The sequence below is a fragment of the Ralstonia sp. GX3-BWBA genome (assembly GCF_003290055.1).
GTDB lineage: Bacteria > Pseudomonadota > Gammaproteobacteria > Burkholderiales > Burkholderiaceae > Ralstonia > Ralstonia holmesii.
On record NZ_QMKS01000001.1, the window covers coordinates 87748 to 106858 of the forward strand.

The 19111-nt window shown below is 64.1% G+C and carries 19 protein-coding genes; 9 read left to right on the forward strand and 10 right to left on the reverse strand.

Translation table 11 applies throughout. The features are described 5' to 3' along the window. Positions 1 to 79: 79 nt before the first annotated feature. The 7 genes from DOD19_RS00510 to ettA all read left to right on the forward strand — a co-directional run bounded on the left by DOD19_RS00510 (position 80) and on the right by ettA (position 8397). Positions 80 to 286, forward strand: a complete 207-nt coding sequence (locus DOD19_RS00510) for a hypothetical protein (RefSeq protein ID WP_112183485.1) — start codon at positions 80 to 82, stop codon at positions 284 to 286. A gap of 30 nt (positions 287 to 316) precedes the next feature. Beyond that, positions 317 to 1960: an Nramp family divalent metal transporter gene (locus DOD19_RS00515; protein WP_112183487.1), complete on the forward strand. Its 1644-nt coding sequence runs from the start codon at positions 317 to 319 to the stop codon at positions 1958 to 1960. A 629-nt stretch (positions 1961 to 2589) separates the two neighbouring features. Continuing rightward, entirely contained in the window at positions 2590 to 3576 is a 987-nt protein-coding gene (cyoA, locus tag DOD19_RS00520) for a ubiquinol oxidase subunit II (protein ID WP_080693692.1), read from the forward strand. A gap of 9 nt (positions 3577 to 3585) precedes the next feature. Then, a complete protein-coding gene (gene cyoB, locus DOD19_RS00525; protein ID WP_024977808.1) occupies positions 3586 to 5565 on the forward strand; it encodes a cytochrome o ubiquinol oxidase subunit I in 1980 nt (659 codons plus the stop codon). 3 nt (positions 5566 to 5568) lie between these two features. Then, entirely contained in the window at positions 5569 to 6210 is a 642-nt protein-coding gene (gene cyoC, locus DOD19_RS00530) for a cytochrome o ubiquinol oxidase subunit III (RefSeq protein WP_027680203.1), read from the forward strand. After that, complete coding sequence (locus DOD19_RS00535) at positions 6211 to 6579, forward strand: cytochrome o ubiquinol oxidase subunit IV (protein ID WP_112183489.1); 369 nt, start codon at positions 6211 to 6213, stop codon at positions 6577 to 6579. Positions 6580 to 6729: 150 nt separating this feature from the next. After that, positions 6730 to 8397 (forward strand): energy-dependent translational throttle protein EttA, encoded by a 1668-nt coding sequence (gene ettA, locus DOD19_RS00540; protein ID WP_024977805.1) that lies wholly within the window; start codon positions 6730 to 6732, stop codon positions 8395 to 8397. Positions 8398 to 8433: 36 nt separating this feature from the next. On the opposite strand, the gene DOD19_RS00545 is transcribed toward ettA, so the two are convergent. From DOD19_RS00545 to DOD19_RS00565, 5 genes are all read right to left on the reverse strand, one after another. Next, entirely contained in the window at positions 8434 to 8667 is a 234-nt protein-coding gene (locus DOD19_RS00545) for a CDGSH iron-sulfur domain-containing protein (RefSeq protein WP_024977804.1), read from the reverse strand. Positions 8668 to 8677: 10 nt separating this feature from the next. Continuing rightward, positions 8678 to 9166 carry an aminoacyl-tRNA deacylase gene (locus DOD19_RS00550; RefSeq protein ID WP_024977803.1) on the reverse strand — a complete coding sequence of 163 codons (489 nt, stop codon included), beginning with the start codon at positions 9164 to 9166 and terminating at the stop codon, positions 8678 to 8680. Between the two features lie 176 nt (positions 9167 to 9342). Then, complete coding sequence (locus DOD19_RS00555) at positions 9343 to 9651, reverse strand: hypothetical protein (protein ID WP_024977802.1); 309 nt, start codon at positions 9649 to 9651, stop codon at positions 9343 to 9345. A 189-nt stretch (positions 9652 to 9840) separates the two neighbouring features. Then, entirely contained in the window at positions 9841 to 12429 is a 2589-nt protein-coding gene (gene mdoH, locus DOD19_RS00560; protein WP_112183491.1) for a glucans biosynthesis glucosyltransferase MdoH, read from the reverse strand. Then, a complete protein-coding gene (locus tag DOD19_RS00565) occupies positions 12402 to 13964 on the reverse strand; it encodes a glucan biosynthesis protein G (protein WP_112183493.1) in 1563 nt (520 codons plus the stop codon). Before DOD19_RS00565 ends, mdoH begins: the two co-directional genes overlap by 28 nt. Positions 13965 to 14297: 333 nt before the next feature. On the opposite strand from DOD19_RS00565, the gene DOD19_RS00570 reads away from it, so the two are divergent. Beyond that, on the forward strand, positions 14298 to 15038 hold the full coding sequence (locus DOD19_RS00570; RefSeq protein WP_112183495.1) for a hypothetical protein: 741 nt from the start codon (positions 14298 to 14300) through the stop codon (positions 15036 to 15038). Between the two features lie 121 nt (positions 15039 to 15159). Continuing rightward, positions 15160 to 15330, forward strand: coding sequence for a hypothetical protein (locus tag DOD19_RS27655; protein ID WP_024977798.1), 171 nt, complete (start codon positions 15160 to 15162; stop codon positions 15328 to 15330). Between the two features lie 22 nt (positions 15331 to 15352). Here DOD19_RS27655 and DOD19_RS00575 read toward each other — a convergent pair whose 3' ends face one another. The 5 genes from DOD19_RS00575 to prfA all read right to left on the reverse strand — a co-directional run bounded on the left by DOD19_RS00575 (position 15353) and on the right by prfA (position 19009). Further along, a complete protein-coding gene (locus tag DOD19_RS00575; RefSeq protein WP_024977797.1) occupies positions 15353 to 15976 on the reverse strand; it encodes a UbiX family flavin prenyltransferase in 624 nt (207 codons plus the stop codon). Between the two features lie 19 nt (positions 15977 to 15995). Next, on the reverse strand, positions 15996 to 16307 hold the full coding sequence (grxD, locus tag DOD19_RS00580) for a Grx4 family monothiol glutaredoxin (RefSeq protein ID WP_024977796.1): 312 nt from the start codon (positions 16305 to 16307) through the stop codon (positions 15996 to 15998). Between the two features lie 68 nt (positions 16308 to 16375). Continuing rightward, on the reverse strand, positions 16376 to 17278 hold the full coding sequence (prmC, locus tag DOD19_RS00585) for a peptide chain release factor N(5)-glutamine methyltransferase (RefSeq protein ID WP_112183497.1): 903 nt from the start codon (positions 17276 to 17278) through the stop codon (positions 16376 to 16378). 97 nt (positions 17279 to 17375) lie between these two features. After that, a complete protein-coding gene (locus DOD19_RS00590; protein WP_024977794.1) occupies positions 17376 to 17744 on the reverse strand; it encodes a hypothetical protein in 369 nt (122 codons plus the stop codon). Between the two features lie 182 nt (positions 17745 to 17926). Beyond that, positions 17927 to 19009, reverse strand: a complete 1083-nt coding sequence (gene prfA / locus DOD19_RS00595; protein ID WP_112183499.1) for a peptide chain release factor 1 — start codon at positions 19007 to 19009, stop codon at positions 17927 to 17929. Positions 19010 to 19111: the final 102 nt, after the last annotated feature.

The window sequence follows — 19111 nt, forward strand, 5'->3', positions numbered from 1 at the left end:
TTCCGACTATGCCGCCGCGCGTGTCCCGCGTGGCGATCGCTGCGTGGCGTACGTATGTGCACGCGGCCAGGAGTGTGTCATGCGCAAATTCAATGTTCCCGCCCGTCGTTTCTCGGCGATCGCACTGCCGTTCAGCTCGGTGTTCGTGCAGCCACGCGCTGCTGCACCTGAGCGCACCGACGCCGTACCTGTGACCTCCAATCGCCGGGCAGGTGACGGCGGCCAGCCACCTTCCAACCACGGTTACGCCGCAGCGGCTGTGCGCCTGTCGCGCACGTACTGGTAATCCAACAACACCACACAAACGGAGGTCGACATGACCAAATTCGCTTCGGGCATCGACGCACCACCACGTCAGGCCGCGCTAGACGATGCCCATGTGGGCGACATTCGCGGTGCGCTCGGCACCATCGCGCACCACGATACGGGCGCCCGCAATAGCTGGCGCGCGCGCTTGCGCACGCTGCTCGCCATCCTCGGGCCTGGCCTGATCGTGATGGTCGGCGACAACGACGCCGGCGCCTTCGGCACATACACGCAAGCCGGGCAGAACTACGGCACCACGCTGCTGTGGACGCTGTTGCTGCTCATTCCGGTGCTGTACGTGAACCAGGAGATGGTGCTGCGACTGGGCGCCGTCACGCGCGTTGGCCATGCGCGGTTGATCTTTGCGCGCTTCGGCAAGTTCTGGGGCAGTTTCTCCGTCATCGATCTGTTCCTGGTGAACGCGCTGACGCTCGTGACGGAGTTCATCGGCATCAGCCTGGCGCTTGAGTACCTCGGCATCCCGCGACATTGGGGCGTGTGCGCGGCGGCGGCATTGGTGATGCTGGCCGCGTCTACCGGAGATTTCCGCCGCTTCGAGCGCTTTGCGCTGGCGCTGGTGGCGGGCAGCCTCACGCTTATTCCGGTGTTCGTGATGGCGCATCCGCCGATGGGGCAGGTGGCACACGACTTCTTCGTGCCGGCGCTGCCAGCGGGTGCACCGCTGGCCGAGGTGATGTTGCTGATCATTGCCATCGTGGGGACGACCGTGGCGCCGTGGCAGTTGTTCTTCCAGCAGAGCTACGTGATCGACAAGCGCATCACCGCGCGTTTCATCCGCTATGAACGCGCCGATCTGTGGCTCGGCATCGTCCTCGTGATTGCTGGGGCGGTGGCGATGATCGCTTTCAGTGCCCAGGCCTTCCACGGCACGCCCGAGTTCGGCAACTACACCGATGCGCTCGGCACGGCGCACGGCCTGGAGCGCCACTCGGGCCGCTGGGCCGGCGTGCTGTTCGCGATTGCGCTGCTGGACGCCAGCATCATCGGCGCGTGCGCGGTGTCGTTGTCGACCGCGTATGCGATTGGCGATGTGTTTGCCGTACGGCATTCGCTGCATCGCAAGCCGACGGAGGCCAAGGGCTTCTACGCCGTGTACTTTGGGCTGACGTTGCTGGCAGCAGGGCTGGTGTTGACGCCAGGCGTGCCGCTCGGTTTGCTGACCAATGCCGTGCAATCCCTGGCCGGGGTGCTGTTGCCGAGTGCGACAGTGTTCCTGCTGCTGTTATGCAACGACAAGGCCGTGCTGGGCCCGTGGACGAACGGCCGCGCGATGAACATCTTCACCGGCGGTGTGGTGGCTGTGCTGGTGATGTTGTCGGTCATCCTTACTGCCGCGGTGCTGTTCCCGGGCATTGGCGAATTCGAGATTGGCGCCATCCTGATCGGCGGCACCCTGATCGCGGTGGTGATGTCGCTCGTGCTATGGCGTATCGAGCGACGTACCCATCGGCCGCATCATCCGCAGCGCGTGAGCGTGCTGGATCGTGACCACTGGACGATGCCCCCGCTCGAGCAACTCACGCCCGCGCGCTGGACGCCACTCAAGCGCACGTGGATGTTCGTGCTGCGCGGTTACCTTGTAGTGGCGGCGGGGCTGGTGCTGGTGCGGATCGTTGGGCTAATCAGCCAGTGACGCAGTCTCAAGGGATGAGAAGGTCACTTCGGTGGCCCTCCCAGATGCGAAGTGTTCTCATCATGGATCCCGTATTTGGGCGCACATCTGGGGGCAACGTCGGGTGCGCACCACTGTGGCTGATTGTCGCAGTGCAACAACATGCACTTTCGATTTGCTTACCCGCAAAGCCACGTAAACCCTAGCCGTACGGCGAGGGCATCACTTGTCAATCGACGCCGTTTTCTATTTGCCTGAGCACATAGCACGATCCGGAGCGCCATCTGGCGGTAAGATCGCGCCCGCATTCCACTCCCAACCGCGCTCCCCCAACGGGCGCATGACGTAGTGCCTGCTCCGACCTTTAACGCCCCCGATCTGTCGTCCGCCGCTTTGTGCGACGCGGCGGCGCTCGACTTCGCCCGTGCCCGACATGAGCGAAGCCCGCCTCGCCAACTGAGGGCGTTGGGTTCAGCTTCTCCCTGACCGGCGCCCGATGTGATCGAAGATCCGCTGCTGCACCCAGGCGTATTCGGGGTGCCGGTAGTTCGATCTTTTCTCATTTCCCGCGTTTTTCCGCCTGTGGCCGCTGTCTGGGCTGCTGGGCTCCCGTGATGTCCGGAAGCATCGCCGGCGCAATTGTGCAAGACATGAAGAACACACTCGTTCCACATATGAAGCGGCTCCTCGCCGCAAGCCTCCCGCTCCTGCTGGCGGGTTGCAACCTGACGGTCCTGGACCCGAAGGGGATGATTGCGGCTGAAGAAAAGACGCTGATCCTAGTGGCGACCGGCCTGATGCTGCTGGTGGTCATCCCCGTGATCGTGCTGACGCTGGTGTTTGCGTGGAAGTACCGCGCGTCCAACACCAAGGCCCGCTACGAGCCGGACTGGTCGCACTCCAACGCCATCGAGGCTGTGGTGTGGCTGATCCCCTGCCTGATCATCATCGTGCTGGGCGTGATCACCTACAAGTCCACGCACGCGCTCGATCCGTACAAGCCGATCGAATCGGATGTGAAGCCCATCACGGTCGAGGCTGTTTCGCTCGACTGGAAGTGGCTGTTCATCTATCCGGAACTGAAGATCGCGACGGTCAATCAGCTCGCGTTCCCGGCCAACACCCCGATCAACTTCAAGATCACGTCCGACACGGTGATGAACGCGTTCTTCATCCCGCAGCTCGGCAGCCAGGTGTACGCCATGGCGGGCATGCAGACCAAGCTGCACCTGATCGCCAATGAGACCGGTGTGTTTGACGGCATGTCGTCGAACTACAGCGGCTCGGGCTTCACTGGCATGAAGTTCAAGGCCACGGCCATGACGAACGAAGAGTTCGACGCCTGGGTCAAGCAGGTTCGTGAGTCGTCGCAGAACCTGACCAAGGAAGGCTACGCCGAGCTGTCCAAGCCGAGCGAGAAGGTGCCGCCGGCGGCGTACGCCTCGGTCGACCCGACGCTGTATCACAGCATCCTGCACAAATACATGGACAAGATGGGCGAAGGGGACAAGGTCCTGACGCTCGACGAGGCGCTCGAAGGCGCCAACTGCACGACGGCCACGGCTGAGGCGGCAACGCGTCCGCTGCCGGTGCAGTCCGCCCTGCCTGCGCCCAAGAGCGCGGCCAAGAATTCCTAGGAGTTGACGATGTTTGGCAAGTTGAGTCTGGAGGCCATTCCGCTGCACGAGCCCATCGTGGTCGTGACGGTGTCGGCCATTCTGTTGGGTGGCGCGGGCGTGTTCGGCCTGATCACCTATCTCAAGAAGTGGACCTACCTCTGGAATGAGTGGATCACCTCGGTCGATCACAAGAAGATCGGCGTGATGTACTGCATTCTGGCCATCGTGATGCTGCTGCGCGGCTTTGCCGACGCCATCATGATGCGCTCGCAACTGGCGGTCGCCTCGGGCGGCGGTGCCGGCTATCTGCCGCCTGAGCACTACGACCAGATCTTCACCGCGCACGGCGTGATCATGATTTTCTTCATGGCCATGCCGCTGATGACGGGCTTGATCAACCTGATCGTGCCGCTGCAGATTGGCGCGCGCGACGTGGCATTCCCGTTCCTGAACACGCTGTCGTTCTGGCTGGCTGCCGCAGGTGTTGTGCTGATCAACGTGTCGCTGGGCGTGGGTGAATTCGCTCGCACCGGTTGGCTGGCATACCCGCCGCTGTCGGAGCTGGCGTACAGCCCGGGCGTGGGGGTCGACTACTACATCTGGGCATTGCAGATATCGGGCCTCGGGACATTGCTGACCGGCGTGAACTTCGTCGCGACCATCTTCAAGATGCGCGCGCCGGGCATGACGCTGATGCGCATGCCGATCTTCACCTGGACCGCCCTGTGCGCCAACATCCTGATCGTGGCCGCCTTCCCGGTGCTGACCGTGGCGCTGGCGCTGCTGGGTGCCGACCGCTACCTGGACATGCACTTCTTCACGAACGGTGGCGGCGGTAACGCCATGCTGTACGTGAACCTGATCTGGATCTGGGGCCACCCCGAGGTGTACATCCTGATCCTGCCGGCCTTCGGCATGTTCTCGGAAATCGTCTCGACGTTCTCGCGCAAGAAGCTCTTCGGCTACACGTCGATGGTGTGGGCGACCGCCGGCATCACCGTGCTGTCGTTCCTGGTGTGGCTGCACCACTTCTTCACCATGGGCTCGGGTGCGAACGTCAACGCGTTCTTCGGTATCGCGACGATGATCATCTCGATCCCGACGGGTGTGAAGATCTTCAACTGGCTGTTCACGATGTACCGCGGCCGCGTCGAGCTGAACTCGATGATGCTGTGGACGATCGGCTTCATGATCACCTTCGTGATCGGCGGCATGACCGGCGTGCTGCTGGCCGTGCCGGGCGCTGACTTCCTGCTGCACAACAGCCTGTTCCTGATCGCTCACTTCCACAACACCATCATCGGTGGCGTGGTGTTCGGTTACCTGGCTGGTATCACGTACTGGTTCCCGAAGGCCTTCGGCTTCAAGCTGGACGAGAAGTGGGGCAAGCGCGCTTTCTGGTGCTGGTTCGTGGGTTTCTACACCGCGTTCATGCCGCTGTACGTGCTGGGCTTCATGGGCATGACGCGTCGTCTGAACCATACCGACAACCCGGCATGGCAACCGTGGCTGATCGTCGCCGTGATCGGCGCCGCGATCATCGCCTGCGGTATCGCTTCGCAGCTCATCCAGATCTTCGTGAGCGTCCGCAACCGTCATGCGCTGGCGGATCTGACGGGCGACCCGTGGGGTGGCCGTACGCTGGAGTGGGCGACGTCTTCGCCGCCGGCGCACTACAACTTCGCCCGCGTGCCGGTCATCCATGACATCGACGCCTTTGCAGACATGAAGGCGCGCGGTGAAGTGCTGACGCAGGTCGCACCGAGCTACGAAAAGATCCACATGCCGAAGAACACCGGCGCCGGCTTCTTCATTGGCATGTTCTCGATCGTGATGGGCTTTGCGCTGATCTGGCACATCTGGTGGATGGCCGTGCTGGGTCTGGTCGGCATGATCGGCAGCTTCATCCTTCGCAGCAACAACGACGACATCGATTACTACGTGCCCGCCCACGAGGTTCACGAGACCGAGTCGGCCTACTTCCAACGTATCGGTTCGCAGGCTTAAACCATGGCTTCCAATGTTCTAGACGGTCACGCCGCGCACGGTCACGCGCACGGCCACGACCACGCGCATGACCATGCGCACCACCACGATGCCGCAGACACCAAGGTCTTCGGCTTCTGGGTGTACCTGATGAGCGACTTGATCATCTTCGCGTCGCTGTTTGCCACGTTCTGCGTCCTGCGCGGTGCGACGGCGGGCGGCCCGACGGGCAAGGAACTCTTCGATCTGTCGTATGTGGCAATCGAAACCGGCATCCTGCTGGTGTCGTCCATCACCTACGGCATGGTGATGATCAGCCTGCAGAACGGCCGCAAGGACCAAGTGATGCTGTGGCTGGGCATCACCCTGCTGCTGGGCGCCGCGTTCGTCGGCATGGAAATCAACGAGTTCCACCACCTGATTGCAGAAGGCGCGGGCCCGAGCCGCAGCGCGTTCCTGTCGTCGTTCTTCCTGCTGGTCGGTACGCACGGCCTGCACGTGGCGAGCGGCATGCTGTGGATCATCGTCCTGATGTGGCAGATCAGCCGCAAAGGGCTGACCCCGACCCAATCGACCCGCCTGTCGTGCCTGAGCCTGTTCTGGCACTTCTTGGACGTGGTGTGGATCGGCGTGTTTACCGTCGTGTATCTGCTGGGAGCGATGTAAATGGAACAGACCAACGTTTCGACGGGCATTGCCCACGATGATGCCCACGGTCATGCAGCGGGCGGCGCTGGCCATGCCACCGTCAAGGGCTACCTGATCGGCTTCGTGCTGGCGGTGATCCTGACGGCCATTCCGTTCAAGATGGTGATGGACGGCGGCTACTCGCACCAGACGGTGCTGGTGACGGTGATGGCCCTGGCGGTCGTGCAGATCGTCGTGCACCTGATCTATTTCCTGCACCTGGACGGCTCGTCCGCCCAGCGCTGGAACGTGATGGCCTTCCTGTTCACGCTGCTGATCCTGGCGATCGTCGTTGTCGGCTCGCTGTGGGTCATGCATAACATGAACGCCAACATGATGACGATGTAACGAGGCCTGGCCTCCGATGCATCGGAAGGGCGCCCCTGGTGGGCGCCTTTTTCTTTTGCTCGTGCGGCCTTGAGCCTTGGGTTTGCCATGCCCCGGCTTTGTTAAACTCGCCGGGTTCCCCATTTCTGCGTTTCCCCCCGCAATTCCGCCATGTCACAGTACGTTTTCACCATGAACCGCGTGGGCAAGATCGTTCCGCCCAAGCGCCAGATCCTCAAGGACATCTCGCTGTCGTTTTTCCCGGGCGCCAAGATCGGCGTGCTGGGTCTGAACGGCTCGGGCAAGTCGACCGTGCTCAAGATCATGGCCGGCCTCGACAAGGATATCGAGGGCGAAGCCACGCCGATGCCCAACCTGAACATCGGTTACTTGCCGCAGGAGCCGCAGCTCGATCCCGCCAAGACCGTGCGTGAAGAGGTTGAAAGCGGCCTGGGCGAAGTGATGGACGCGCAAAAGCAACTCGAAGCGATCTACGCCGCGTACGCCGAGGAAGGCGCCGACTTCGACAAGCTGGCCGAAGAGCAGGCGCGCCTGGAAGCCATCATCGCCGCTGGTGCCGGTGACAACGTGGAATTGCAGTTGGAAATTGCCGCCGATGCACTGCGCCTGCCGCCGTGGGACGCCAAGATCGAGCACCTCTCGGGCGGTGAAAAGCGTCGTGTCGCGCTGTGCAAGCTGCTGCTGTCGCGCCCCGACATGCTGCTGCTCGACGAGCCGACCAACCACCTCGATGCCGAATCGGTGGACTGGCTTGAACAGTTCCTCACGCGCTTCCCGGGCACCGTGGTGGCCGTGACGCACGACCGCTACTTCCTCGATAACGCCGCCGAGTGGATTCTCGAACTCGACCGCGGCCACGGTATCCCCTGGAAGGGCAATTACAGCTCGTGGCTCGATCAGAAAGAGACGCGCCTGAAGCAGGAGGAGTCGAGCGAATCGGCCCGCCAGAAGGCGCTGAAGAAAGAACTGGAATGGGTGCGCCAGAACCCGAAGGGCCGTCAGGCCAAGTCGAAGGCGCGTCTGGCTCGCTTTGACGAGTTGAACAGCCAGGAATACCAGAAGCGCAACGAAACGCAGGAAATCTTCATCCCGGCCGGCGAGCGTCTGGGCAATGAAGTGATCGAATTCACCAACGTCAGCAAGAGCTATGGCGATCGCCTGCTGATCGACAACCTGAGCTTTACGATTCCGCCGGGCGCGATCGTCGGCATCATTGGCCCGAACGGCGCCGGCAAGTCGACGCTGTTCCGCATGATCACGGGCAAGGAGCAACCGGATTCGGGCACCATCAAGATCGGTCCGACGGTCAAGCTGGCTTACGTTGACCAGAGCCGCGACGCGCTGTCCGCAGACAAGACCGTCTTCGAAGAGATTTCGAACGGGTCCGACATCCTGACGGTGGGTCGGTATGAGACGCCATCGCGCGCCTACATCGGCCGCTTCAACTTCAAGGGTGGGGATCAGCAGAAGCACGTCGGCACGCTGTCGGGCGGCGAGCGTGGACGCCTGCATCTGGCCAAGACGCTCATCTCGGGCGGCAACGTGCTGCTGCTGGATGAACCTTCGAACGACCTCGATGTGGAAACGCTGCGCGCGCTGGAAGATGCGCTGCTCGAATTCGCCGGCTGCGTGATGGTGATTTCGCACGATCGCTGGTTCCTCGATCGCATCGCCACGCACATCATCGCCTTCGAAGGCGATTCGCACGTCGAATTCTTCCCGGGCAACTACCAGGAATACGAAGCCGACAAGAAGAAGCGTCTGGGCGAGGAGGGTGCGAAGCCCAAGCGTATCCGCTACAAGCCCGTTACGCGCTAAGCGGGGACGCGCGGGTCTTTCGGCCCGCGTTCCCGCTTACGGTGACCGGTCTGCCTCAACCGGCGCAGGCGCGTCGAGGTTGCTGTCAAACTCGACGCGCTTGTGCGAGCCGTCACAGAACGGTTTATTCAACGAGTGCCCGCAGCGGCACAGCCATGCCTGCCCTTCCTCCACCGGTAATTCGCGTCCGCCCTGGGTGACGATCCGGAAGCTTCCCTTGATGTGATACGGCCCGTTGTTGCGGACCGTGATGACAACGTCGTCGGCCATGGCCGTCTCCTCAGAAGAGGATGCCCTGCATGCGATACGCGAAATGAGCGGGCTTGGCGTCGCGCATCAAGGCCATGAACTGGTCCATGTCCATATGCACGACGTTTTCGTGGTCGCCAGCTTCAAAGTAGACGTCGCCGTGGGTCATCAGGCTGCTGTCGATGTAGGTCGGCATGCCGTAGGCCATGCCCACGGGCGGAACGGCCCCTGCATCGCAGTCCCGGAAGACTTCGCGCAACTCCGATTCATCGGCCAGCGTAAGGTCCAAGCGGCCCGATTCCTTTTGTAGCTCGGACAGATGCAGGTGATACGTGGATGGCAACACGGCCGCGACATAGCCAAGCTTGTCTTCGAGCAGCAGCGTCTTGGCCAGACGGTCGCCCGGGACATGCGCAGATTGCGCGGTTTCAGTGCTCGTGTGGGTATGCGGATGACGAATCACCTCGTACAGGCAGCCCTTGCTGCGCAGGCAGCCGTCGAGGGTGCTGGAGATCGACATGGCGTCCTCCCGTGTGCTGTGCGACCGGTGGCGGGATTGCAGTGGCCGCTACGTCAGCATAGGTCGGTTTGCGGATTGCGCAGGCAGTCGAGCGTACAAAAGTAACGGGCCGCTCGTGCGAGCGGCCCGTGTGCCGATGTGGCTTCCTGTTCGCGTCAGGCATCAGGCGTCAGGCGTTAGCGGTCCCAGCCGCGGTGCCACCCGTGATCGTGGTGCCATTCGCGTTCGCGCCACTCGTGACGGCGCCATTCGCGCTCACGCCAGTCGTCGCGGTCGCGGTAGTAGCCGCCATAGACGACCGGAGCGGGGGCATACACCGGGGCAGGGCGATAGACCACAGGCGGCGGAGCATAGACAGGGGCCGGGGCCACGTACACCGGCGCAGGCACGCCGATCGACACGCCGACGTCCACATGGGCCAACGCCGCCGTCGAGGCGCACAGCGCGGCGCCGCCCAGAACGAATGCGAGCAGTGTGCGTTTCATGATGCTTCTCCTTACGGTTGCGAGGCCGGGGCTGATGTGCCGTCGACTTCGTGTATCAAGTTCGTGATGCCATTCTATGAACCGCCGGGCGCTTCAGGTGATACGCAAATCCTACGGATGTAACGGGAAGTAAAACGCCCCACCGGCAAGACACTGGTGGGGCGCGGTATTTCACGTGAGGCGGCTTGTTCAGCCCTGTGCAGGCTCCCAGGCCGTTCGCTGTTCAGGTGACGACCACACCGCCAGGTGCAGCGCTGACAGCGCGAACGGATCCGACAGCAACACCAGCTTCTGCTTGCCCGTGAGCTTGTCGGGACCGACTTCCAGTGCGTGACGCACATGTGCCTCCCGCACAGCAATCAGGCGCCGGTCGTGCGGAAAGCGCGCGGTGCCAATCGCGCACATCAGTGCGTTGGTGACGGGGTCGACCACGGCTTGGCGGAAGTCCGGCATCGGGGGCGCATTGCGCAGGTGCTTGCGCGTGGCGCGGAGTTCGCGCGGCGGGCGCACTTCCTCGGGGATCATGAACAGGCGCAGGCGCCGCATGCGGCGGCCCAGGCTCACGCGGCTGGAGAACACCGACAGCGGAATCGACACGATCAGCGCGCCCACGACTGGCGAAAGCCACCACAGGAAGCTCGGGTTCAGCCAATACACGATCGCAGCCCAGACGATGCCGATCACGGTGTGCAGGCCATGGCGGCGTACGGCGTCGCCCCAATGGGTTTGCGCGTCCTCACGCGGCGGCGACTTCCAGTGCACCTTCCAGCCGAGGAACGCGGCCGTCACGAAGCGCGTGTGGAACAGCATGCGCACCGGCGCGGCCAGCACCGAGAACGCCGCCTCAATCGCCATCGACAACGCCAGGTGGATCGCCCCGCCAAAGCGCTTCGGCCCCTGCGCCCACAGCACCAGCACGCTCAAAATCTTCGGCAGGAACAGCACGGTGGCGGTGGCGGAAAACAGCGCGGCTGCTTTTTCCGGATGCCACTCCGGCCAGATCGGGAAGAGCTGGCGCGGCTGCGTGAAGTACTCCGGCGCGATCAGCGTGTGCTTGGCCAGCAGGGCCGTCGACAGGATCAGGAACAGGAACCACAGTGGCGCCGACAGATAGGCCATCACCCCGGTGATGAACACCGCGCGGTGCACACGGTGGAAGCCTGGCGCGCCGAACAGGCGGAAGTTCATCAGGTTGCCGTGGCACCAGCGGCGGTCGCGGCCCAGCTCGTCGAGCAGGTTGGGCGGCATTTCTTCGTAGCTGCCGTCCAGGTCGTAGGCGATCCACACGGCCCAGCCGGCGCGGCGCATCAGCGCGGCTTCGACAAAGTCGTGCGACATGATCTCGCCCGAAAGCGAACCCTTGCCCGGAATCGGCGCCAGCGCACAGTGCTTGATGAACGGGTCCAGCCGGATGATGGCGTTGTGACCCCAGTAGTGCGATTCGCCGAGCTGCCAGTAGTGCAGGCCGGCGGTGAACAGCGGCCCGTACACGCGCGTGGCGAACTGCTGGATACGCGCGTACAGCGTGTCGCGGCCGGCGGCGCGTGGGGCGGTCTGGATGATGCCCGCGCTTGGCGCACCTTCCATCAACTGCACGAGGCGCGTCAGGCAATCGCCGCTCATCACGCTGTCGGCGTCGAGCACGATCATGTAGCGGTATTTGCCGCCCCAGCGCCGACAGAAATCGTCGATGTTGCCGCTCTTGCGCTTCACGCGGTGGCGGCGCCAACGGTAGAAGATGCGGCCGAAACCATCGAGCGCGCGGCAGATATGCAGCCACGCATCGGCTTCTGCGGTGCGGATATCCGGGTCGCCGGAGTCCGATAGCACGAAGAAGTCGAAGTGCTCCAGATGCCCCGTGCGCTGCAACGATTCGTACGTCGCGCGCAGCCCCGCGAACACGCGCTGCACATCTTCATTGCAGATCGGCATGACGATGGCCGTGCGCGCGTCGTCCGGAATCGTGGCGTCGGGCGTGGCGCGGCGCGAGATGACGAACCGGTCGCCGTGGAAGGCCAGCAGCAGGAAGCCGGTGATGGCTGTCCAGAAACCCGCCGACACCCAACAGAACAGCACCGCAAACAGCACGATGATGATGGCCTCGAGCCAGTCGGCGCCGTGGTACGGCAGCACCGTGCTCATCGCCCACGTGGCAGCGACGGTCTGCGCGATCATCAGCGCCAGCAGCGTCAGGCGACGGCGCGAGCCGACGAAGCGCCAGATGCCCTTCGGGTCCGGCGAGTCGGGCGCTTCATACGGCACCGGCTTCTTGCCGCCATGCATCCAGCGGTCGATGGCCTTGCGGGTGCGCCAGATCGGCCCCAGCACCCATGGCCACGGCACCATCGAGCGACGCGCAGGCGTAGGCCCGGTATCCAGGTGGATGCGGCCTTGGCTGTCGTGCTCAAGCGGCGGCGCGGGCTCGGCAGAAGGCTCCGTCGACGCGGCATCGGCGCGCGTGGCGCCATAGGCAGCATCCAGACGGGAGCCTACAGAAGCGTAGGCCGGCGCATCGGCGTCGAGGGAGGTCGTCTGCGCCGGGTCCAGCCTGGCCAGTGCGTGATGCAGCTTGGCGAGCGCTGCCGCATCGTCGTCGCCGGCCGTGATGTTCGCGTTGCGCAGCAGCGCAGCACGCGCGTCGGCCGCCAGCGGCAGCGCTTCGAGGTAATGGTCGGCCACAGACTGCGCTGTGGCAGGGCTGGTGGAGGGGGCAGTGCCAGCGGCACCGCCAGTCTGGGCTGTCGTCACGTTCAGCCCGGAGGTAACAGGTAGCTCCACGTCTCAGAGAGTCCGGTGCCGCCGCTGCGCAGGTAGCCGCGCATTTCGACGGGTTTATCGTCGTCGACCCGCTTGAGGCGCACGGTCACGCGCCAGCCGCCGGTCGCGGTGTTGGGTTGGCCGAAGATCGATTCGATCTTGCCGTTGGCATCTGCCGAGAACACCGGCTCAACCGGTGCATTCGGCGCGAGCTTCGCCAGCGCGGGGCCTTCAAAGTCGACCACGAAGGCGATCGTATCGTCGGGCTTGCGCTCGTCGGGGCGCTTGGTTGTCCAGCCGTGCGAGCGGCGCGTCTGCGTAACCCATGCCAGCGCCGGTTTCTTGTCGGCGTCTTTCTGCCACAGCAGGCGGTATTCGAGATTGAACGGCTGATGCGGCTTGGGCGGGTTTTCGGGCACCCAGTAGGCGACCACGTTGTCGTTCGTCTCGTCTGGCGTCGGAATCTGCACCAGCTCCACGCGGCCCGCACCCCATTTGCCGACAGGCTCGACCCACGCGCTCGGGCGCAGTTCATAGCGGTCGCCGATTTCCTGGTAGCTGGAGAACGCGCGGTCACGCTGCATCAGGCCGAAGCCGCCCGGATTGGTCGTCCCGAACGAGCTGACCAGCAGGCGCTTGGGGTTCGTCAGCGGACGCCAGATCCATTCACCTGTGCCGGAAAGCACCGACAGGCCGTCGGAGTCATGCACTTCGGGGCGGAAATCCAGCGCCGGCGCCGGTTGGTTCTCGCCAAAGAAGAACATGCTGGTGAGCGGGGCGATGGCCAGCTTGCTCACGTTCTCGCGCATGTACAGCTGTGCCTTGACGTCGACCGCCGTGTCGCTGCCCGGCTTGATGACAAAGCGGTAGGCACCCGTGGCGCGGCGCGAGTTGAGCAGCGCGTAGATCGTCAGCTCTTTCGCGTTGGCGGCAGGGCGTTCGATCCAGAAATCGGTGAAGCGGGGAAATTCTTCGCCCGAATTGAGTGCGGTGTCGATGGCCAGCCCGCGCGCGGAGAGGCCGTAGACCTGCCCCTTGCCGATGCCGCGGAAGTACGACGCGCCCAGAAACACGATGACCTCGTCCTTGTACTTGGGCGTGTTCATCGGGTAGTGCACGCGGAAGCCGGCGAAGCCGAGCTTCTGCAACTGCTTCGGGTCGAGCTTGACCGGGCCGTAGTCGAACAGGCGCGGATCGAAGCGGATTTCGCGCACGCCGGCGGGCGACACTTCGTTGATCTTCACAGGCTGGTCGTAGTACGAGCCCTCGTGGAAGAAACCGAGTTCGAACGGCAGCTTGTCGCGGCGCCAGTAAGCCTGGTCGGACTTGAAGCGAATTTCGCGGTACTGGTCGTAGCGCAGTTCGCGTAGTCCTCGGGGCAGGGTGTCGGCGGGCGCCTGGTACGGCTTGGAGGCCAGTTGCTTGGCGCGTACGGCCACATCGTTGAAACCGAAGGCCAGCGCAGCATGCGCCGAAGCCAGCGCCAGCAGGCCCACGGCCAGCCGCGCATAGCCGGCTACCGAACGGGTGCGTGCCGCGCGAGCGGCCCCCGGCATGCGGGAGGAAACAGCGGAGGGAATGTTCAAAATGAGATCGCGTCTATGCGGCGGGCCGAGGAACGTGACGCTTCGGTCCTGCCGGTCATTCGTCTGTGCCGCCAAGATTTTACCCGCCGTACCTTTCCGAGATCAAAACCGGCAACATTTTGATAATGTTTCTCGCCGCATCGGGCCGATATCCGCGTCAAATGGCGTGTAATCAGGCGGTCTGTGGTGGGTCAGCCGTTCGGTTGAGGGGAACGCGCACCGCCGGCCGGCAGTCAGAACGCTTTCCTGTGTGCCGCGATTCCCGCGTGGCACACTCTCGGCTCTTTCCTCCATGGAGTTCGCATGACCTGCTGGACGCGACGCGCCACGGCAACCGCCGCGCTTGCCTTTTCGACCTCGTTGCTCGCGCCTGGGGCGTTTGCCGCACCTGCAGCCAAGGCGGCTCCCAAGGCTGCAGCACCAGCCAAGGCAGTGCGCGATCCCGGCGACGTAGCGGTGCTGCTCGATGCCTTCCCGCTCGGCAAGCCGCTGCGCAAGCTGCCCTCGTGCGAAGACGTACGCGCGAATGGCGGCAAGGATGTCGCCGAATATTGCTCCGACGCGCTTGAATCGCATGGCCGCACGCGCTCGCTGGGCGTGCCTCAGGCATCGCGCCCCGAGTTGATGGATGGGCCGCAGGCTGTGCTCCTGATTGACCAGGATGGCAACATCGCCGGCATGTTCGTGCCGACGCGCGGCGTCGATACCGAGCAGCGCGTCTTCCAGGCCCTGTCCGATCGCTACGGCAAGCCCGCGCAGGAAGGCAAGGCGCCACTCAAGCTCAAGTCTGGCAAAACGGTCGATTCGCTGCGTGCACGCTGGGCAGGCCATCAGACCATCATCACGATGTACGCGATTCCCGAAGAGCCGCAGAACGGCACGGTGGAATTCCTTTGGGCGCCGCGTGCCGGGGCGGTCATGGACCAGATGCGTGCGGAAGTCGATCCGAATGCGCCCAAGCCGGCTGCTGCGTCCGGTGTGGCGGCTTCGTCACCCGCCGCGACGGCCAAGCCCTCTCCAGGCAAACCGACGCCTAAGCAGTGAGCTTACGGACACACGTTCGTAGTTTTCGGTTACACCGCTTACACCCGCATGACGCCGGCGTCGCTCGCCTCGGCTTATAACGTCCACATGGCTCCACTAGCGGGGCCGAAGGACGCTAATCATGAAAATCGTGGCTCTGGCCTTGTTGGCCGCGACGCTTGGGGGTTGTGCGGTGTATCCGGCACCGGTGGCCGTGGCCCCTGCGCCGGTCTATGTCGCACCGGCTTATCCGGCCTATTACGGCGGTTATTGGGGTGGACCGTCGGTGTACTTCAATTACCGCCACCGCTGATCGGCCGTTGGCTGATCTGCGTCTAGTCCGTTGAACGCAAGCCCGGCCAGCCCGGCGCCAACGTCTGCGGCAAGCCAAGCAGGTCCAGCACGCGCCCGACCGTGTGGTCGACCAAGTCGTCGATCGTCTTGGGGCGCTGGTAGAAGCCCGGCACGGGCGGGAACACGATTCCGCCCATCTCTGTAACGGCCGTCATGTTGCGCAGGTGCGCCAGATTCAACGGCGTTTCGCGCACCATCAGAATGAGGCGGCGACGCTCTTTGAGCGTGACGTCGGCCGCGCGGGCAATGAGGTTGTCCGACAGGCCGTGCGCAACGGCCGCCAGCGTCTTCATCGAGCAGGGCGCCACCACCATCGCTTCCGCCGCAAACGAGCCGCTGGCAATGGTCGCGCCGATATCGCGCACGTTATGCACGACATGCGCCAGCGCTTCTACTTCTTCGCGTGCCATGTGCAGCTCGTGCTGCACATTCATCAGCCCTGCGGGCGACATCAGCAGGTGCGATTCCACCCCCGCTGATTCACGCAGGCCCTGCAGAACCTGCAGCAGCCGCACACCGTAGATTGCCCCCGACGCCCCCGTGATGGCCACGATGATGCGGCGCACAGGTGGCGTTTGGGTCGCTGCGTTCAGGGTTGAGGTCACGCTGAAACGAGAACGGAGCTCAAGCAGCCAGCAGCGGCTGCAGTTCGCCGCTCTGGTACATCTCCATCATGATGTCCGAACCGCCGATGAATTCGCCCTTGACGTAGAGCTGCGGAATGGTCGGCCAGTTGGCGTAGTCCTTGATGCCCTGGCGGATTTCATCGTCTTCCAGCACGTTGACGGTGTGCGGCCGGTCTACGCCGCAGGCCTTCAGGATCTGGATGGCGCGGCCCGAGAAGCCGCACATCGGAAATTGCGCCGTGCCCTTCATGAAGAGGACGACGGGGTGGCCTTTGACGATCTGGTCGATCTTTTCGTGCGTGGTGCTCATGGGGAGACTCGATTTGGTGAGGGGCGGCAGCTGGGTGTCCGAGCTGACATCCACATTGGAAAGCCTGTCTATTTTAGCGAGGAACGCGCACCGGCGTTTTGATCCAGCCATTGCCCGCCGCTACAGCGGTCGTGGCCGGCCAGGTCTTGCGCCGTGAAGACGTTGGCGAAGCCCGCGCCGCCCAGCAGCGCACGCACAGGTTCGCCTTGGTCGTAGCCGTGTTCGACCAGCAGCCATCCCCCGGAGACGAGCCGCGCAGGCGCCCCTGCGACGATGCTGCGCAGGTGGCGCAGGCCGTCATCGTGGTCAGTGAGGGCGCTGGCGGGCTCGAAGCGCAGGTCGCCCTGGTCGAGGTGCGCGTCGGTGGCGGCGATGTAGGGCGGGTTGCTGGCGATCAAGTCGAAGGCGGCCGGCGCATCGGCTTCGGCCAGCGCGCTGTACCAGTCGCCCAGCGCAGCCTGGACGTTGGCGGCACCGAGCGCCTTGGCGTTGTCGATCGCCACGGCCAGCGCGTCGGAGGAGGCGTCGGTGGCCCATACGCGCGCGTCGCGCCGCGCCAGCGCAATCGTGATGGCGATGATGCCGCTGCCCGTGCCCATGTCGAGCACGGCCGGCGCATCGTGTTCTTCCAGACGGTCCAGCGCCTGTTCGACCAGCAATTCGGTATCGGGCCGCGGAATCAGCACGGCTGGCGTCACCTTGAACGTGCGGCCGAAGAATTCACGTTCGCCCAGCAGATAGGCCATCGGCTCGCCAGCCAGCCGGCGTGTGGCGAGTTCGCTGATCCGCGTGCGCGCGGCTACGTCGATGGCGCAGGTGTCTTGCGTGATGAGTTGCACGCGCGACAGGCCTGTCACGTGCGAGACCAGCATCCGTGCTTCCAGCGCAGGCAAGCCGGCGCCTGCCAGCACTGCCAGCGCGTCGGACACGCGAGCCAGGGTTTCGGGCGAAATGACGGGAGCAGACGACACGGCAACAGGCCAGCAGCGAAGATCGGGCGCACAAAATAACACGGGCCCGGCCGAAGTGGCGCGGGCCTGCGAGCGGGTCGGTGCGGTTAAGCAGCGTTTATTGCTTGGTCGCGTCCTTGACCTTGTTGGCCGCTTCCTTCGTGGCGTCAGCGGTTTTGTCGGCTGCAACCTTGGCGGCATCGGCCGTCTTGTCGGCCGCGGTTTTGGCGGCATCCTTGGCCTGGGCCAGCGCGCCCGATGCAGAGACCTGCGCATCCGACGCCGCTTGTGAAAGTTCCACCTTGGCGGCGTCGGCGGCCTTGCTCACGGCGGTGCCGGCGTTGTCGAGCGCCTGTTTGGCGGCGTCCTTCGATTGCTCCATCGCGCTCTTGGCGGCCTGGTCGGTGGCGTCGTCTTTCTTGCCGCAGGCGGCCAGACCGAGTGCGAGGGAGGTGGCGACAGTGATGGCCAGCAGTTGGGTACGCATTGCGATTCTCCTAATCGTGATGTTGCCGCGCTTGTTGGTGAGTGCTTGCCGGATGCGACCGGCGATGCACTCGGCGTGATCGAGATCGATTATAGGAACGCGAGGCCGGCGCGCCATCGCGCAAAGCTGTATCAAACGCAAGCGGATGTTACGGCAGGCGCGCTTTTTTTACGATTGGGCGATCAGGCGTCTTCGCCCAGCGCTGCGAGTTGTTCCGCCTGATGCTCAGCCGCCAATGCGCCCACAAGTTCGTCGATGTCGCCGTCCATGATCGCGTCGATCTTGTACAGCGTCAGGTTGATGCGGTGATCGGTCACGCGGCCTTGCGGGAAGTTGTACGTGCGGATGCGGTCGGAGCGATCGCCCGAGCCGATCAGGCTCTTGCGGGCGCTGGCTTCCTTGGCTTGCGCTTCGCGCTCCTGGCGATCCTTCAGGCGCGCAGCCAGCACTTGCATGGCGCGGTCCTTGTTGCGGTGCTGGCTGCGGTCATCCTGGCATTCCACCACCAGACCGGTCGGCAAGTGGGTAATGCGCACGGCGGAATCCGTCTTGTTGATGTGCTGGCCGCCCGCGCCGGATGCGCGGAATGTATCGATGCGCAAATCCGCCGGGTTGATCTGGATGTCGGCCAGCGCATCGGCTTCCGGCATGACCGCCACGGTGCAGGCCGACGTATGGATGCGCCCCTGCGCCTCGGTGGCCGGCACGCGCTGCACGCGGTGGCCGCCAGATTCGAACTTCAGGCGCGAGTACGCGCCTTCGCCCACCAGCCGCACAATCACTTCCTTGTAGCCGCCCAAGTCCGACGGCGATTCGCTCACGATCTCCACCTGCCAGCGCTGCCGTTCGGCGTAGCGCGTGTACATGCGCAGCAAGTCGCCGGCAAAGAGTGCGGATTCATCGCCGCCCGTCCCGGCGCGGATTTCCACGAAGATGTTGCGATGGTCGTTCGGGTCTTTGGGCAGCAGCAGGCGTTGCAGCTCGCCTTCGAGGGATTCCATGCGCTCACGCGCGGCGCGGAGTTCGTCTTCGGCAAACGCCTTCATGTCCGGATCGGCCGCCAGTTCCTGCGCGGTGGCGATGTCTTCCTCGGCCTGCTTCCACGCGGCAAATTGTGCGACCACGGGCTCCAGCTCGGCGTGCTCGCGCGCGAGCTTGCGGTATTGGTCGAGGTTGGCGGTGGCGTCTTCACGCGCGAGCAGCGCGTTGATTTCGACGATGCGCTCGGCCAGTTGGTCGAGCTTGGACAGCATGCTGGGCTTCATTCGGGCAGTCGCGGTGGGAAACGCTGGAAGCGAAGGCGGCGCATGATACCGCGCCAGAAGTTGCGTGCCGGAGTGAAAACATGCGGCGCGCGTGCGATGCGC

Excerpts from the sequence above, each read along its gene's own strand:
- DOD19_RS00510 (WP_112183485.1), top strand. The coding sequence starts at position 80 with ATGCGCAAATTCAATGTTCCCGCCCGTCGTTTCTCGGCGATCGCACTG.
- DOD19_RS00515 (WP_112183487.1), top strand. The coding sequence starts at position 317 with ATGACCAAATTCGCTTCGGGCATCGACGCACCACCACGTCAGGCCGCG.
- cyoA (WP_080693692.1), top strand. The coding sequence starts at position 2,590 with ATGAAGAACACACTCGTTCCACATATGAAGCGGCTCCTCGCCGCAAGC.
- cyoB (WP_024977808.1), top strand. The coding sequence starts at position 3,586 with ATGTTTGGCAAGTTGAGTCTGGAGGCCATTCCGCTGCACGAGCCCATC.
- cyoC (WP_027680203.1), top strand. The coding sequence starts at position 5,569 with ATGGCTTCCAATGTTCTAGACGGTCACGCCGCGCACGGTCACGCGCAC.
- DOD19_RS00535 (WP_112183489.1), top strand. The coding sequence starts at position 6,211 with ATGGAACAGACCAACGTTTCGACGGGCATTGCCCACGATGATGCCCAC.
- ettA (WP_024977805.1), top strand. The coding sequence starts at position 6,730 with ATGTCACAGTACGTTTTCACCATGAACCGCGTGGGCAAGATCGTTCCG.
- DOD19_RS00545 (WP_024977804.1), bottom strand. The coding sequence starts at position 8,667 with ATGGCCGACGACGTTGTCATCACGGTCCGCAACAACGGGCCGTATCAC.
- DOD19_RS00550 (WP_024977803.1), bottom strand. The coding sequence starts at position 9,166 with ATGTCGATCTCCAGCACCCTCGACGGCTGCCTGCGCAGCAAGGGCTGC.
- DOD19_RS00555 (WP_024977802.1), bottom strand. The coding sequence starts at position 9,651 with ATGAAACGCACACTGCTCGCATTCGTTCTGGGCGGCGCCGCGCTGTGC.
- DOD19_RS00565 (WP_112183493.1), bottom strand. The coding sequence starts at position 13,964 with ATGCCGGGGGCCGCTCGCGCGGCACGCACCCGTTCGGTAGCCGGCTAT.
- DOD19_RS00570 (WP_112183495.1), top strand. The coding sequence starts at position 14,298 with ATGACCTGCTGGACGCGACGCGCCACGGCAACCGCCGCGCTTGCCTTT.
- DOD19_RS27655 (WP_024977798.1), top strand. The coding sequence starts at position 15,160 with ATGAAAATCGTGGCTCTGGCCTTGTTGGCCGCGACGCTTGGGGGTTGT.
- grxD (WP_024977796.1), bottom strand. The coding sequence starts at position 16,307 with ATGAGCACCACGCACGAAAAGATCGACCAGATCGTCAAAGGCCACCCC.
- DOD19_RS00590 (WP_024977794.1), bottom strand. The coding sequence starts at position 17,744 with ATGCGTACCCAACTGCTGGCCATCACTGTCGCCACCTCCCTCGCACTC.
- prfA (WP_112183499.1), bottom strand. The coding sequence starts at position 19,009 with ATGAAGCCCAGCATGCTGTCCAAGCTCGACCAACTGGCCGAGCGCATC.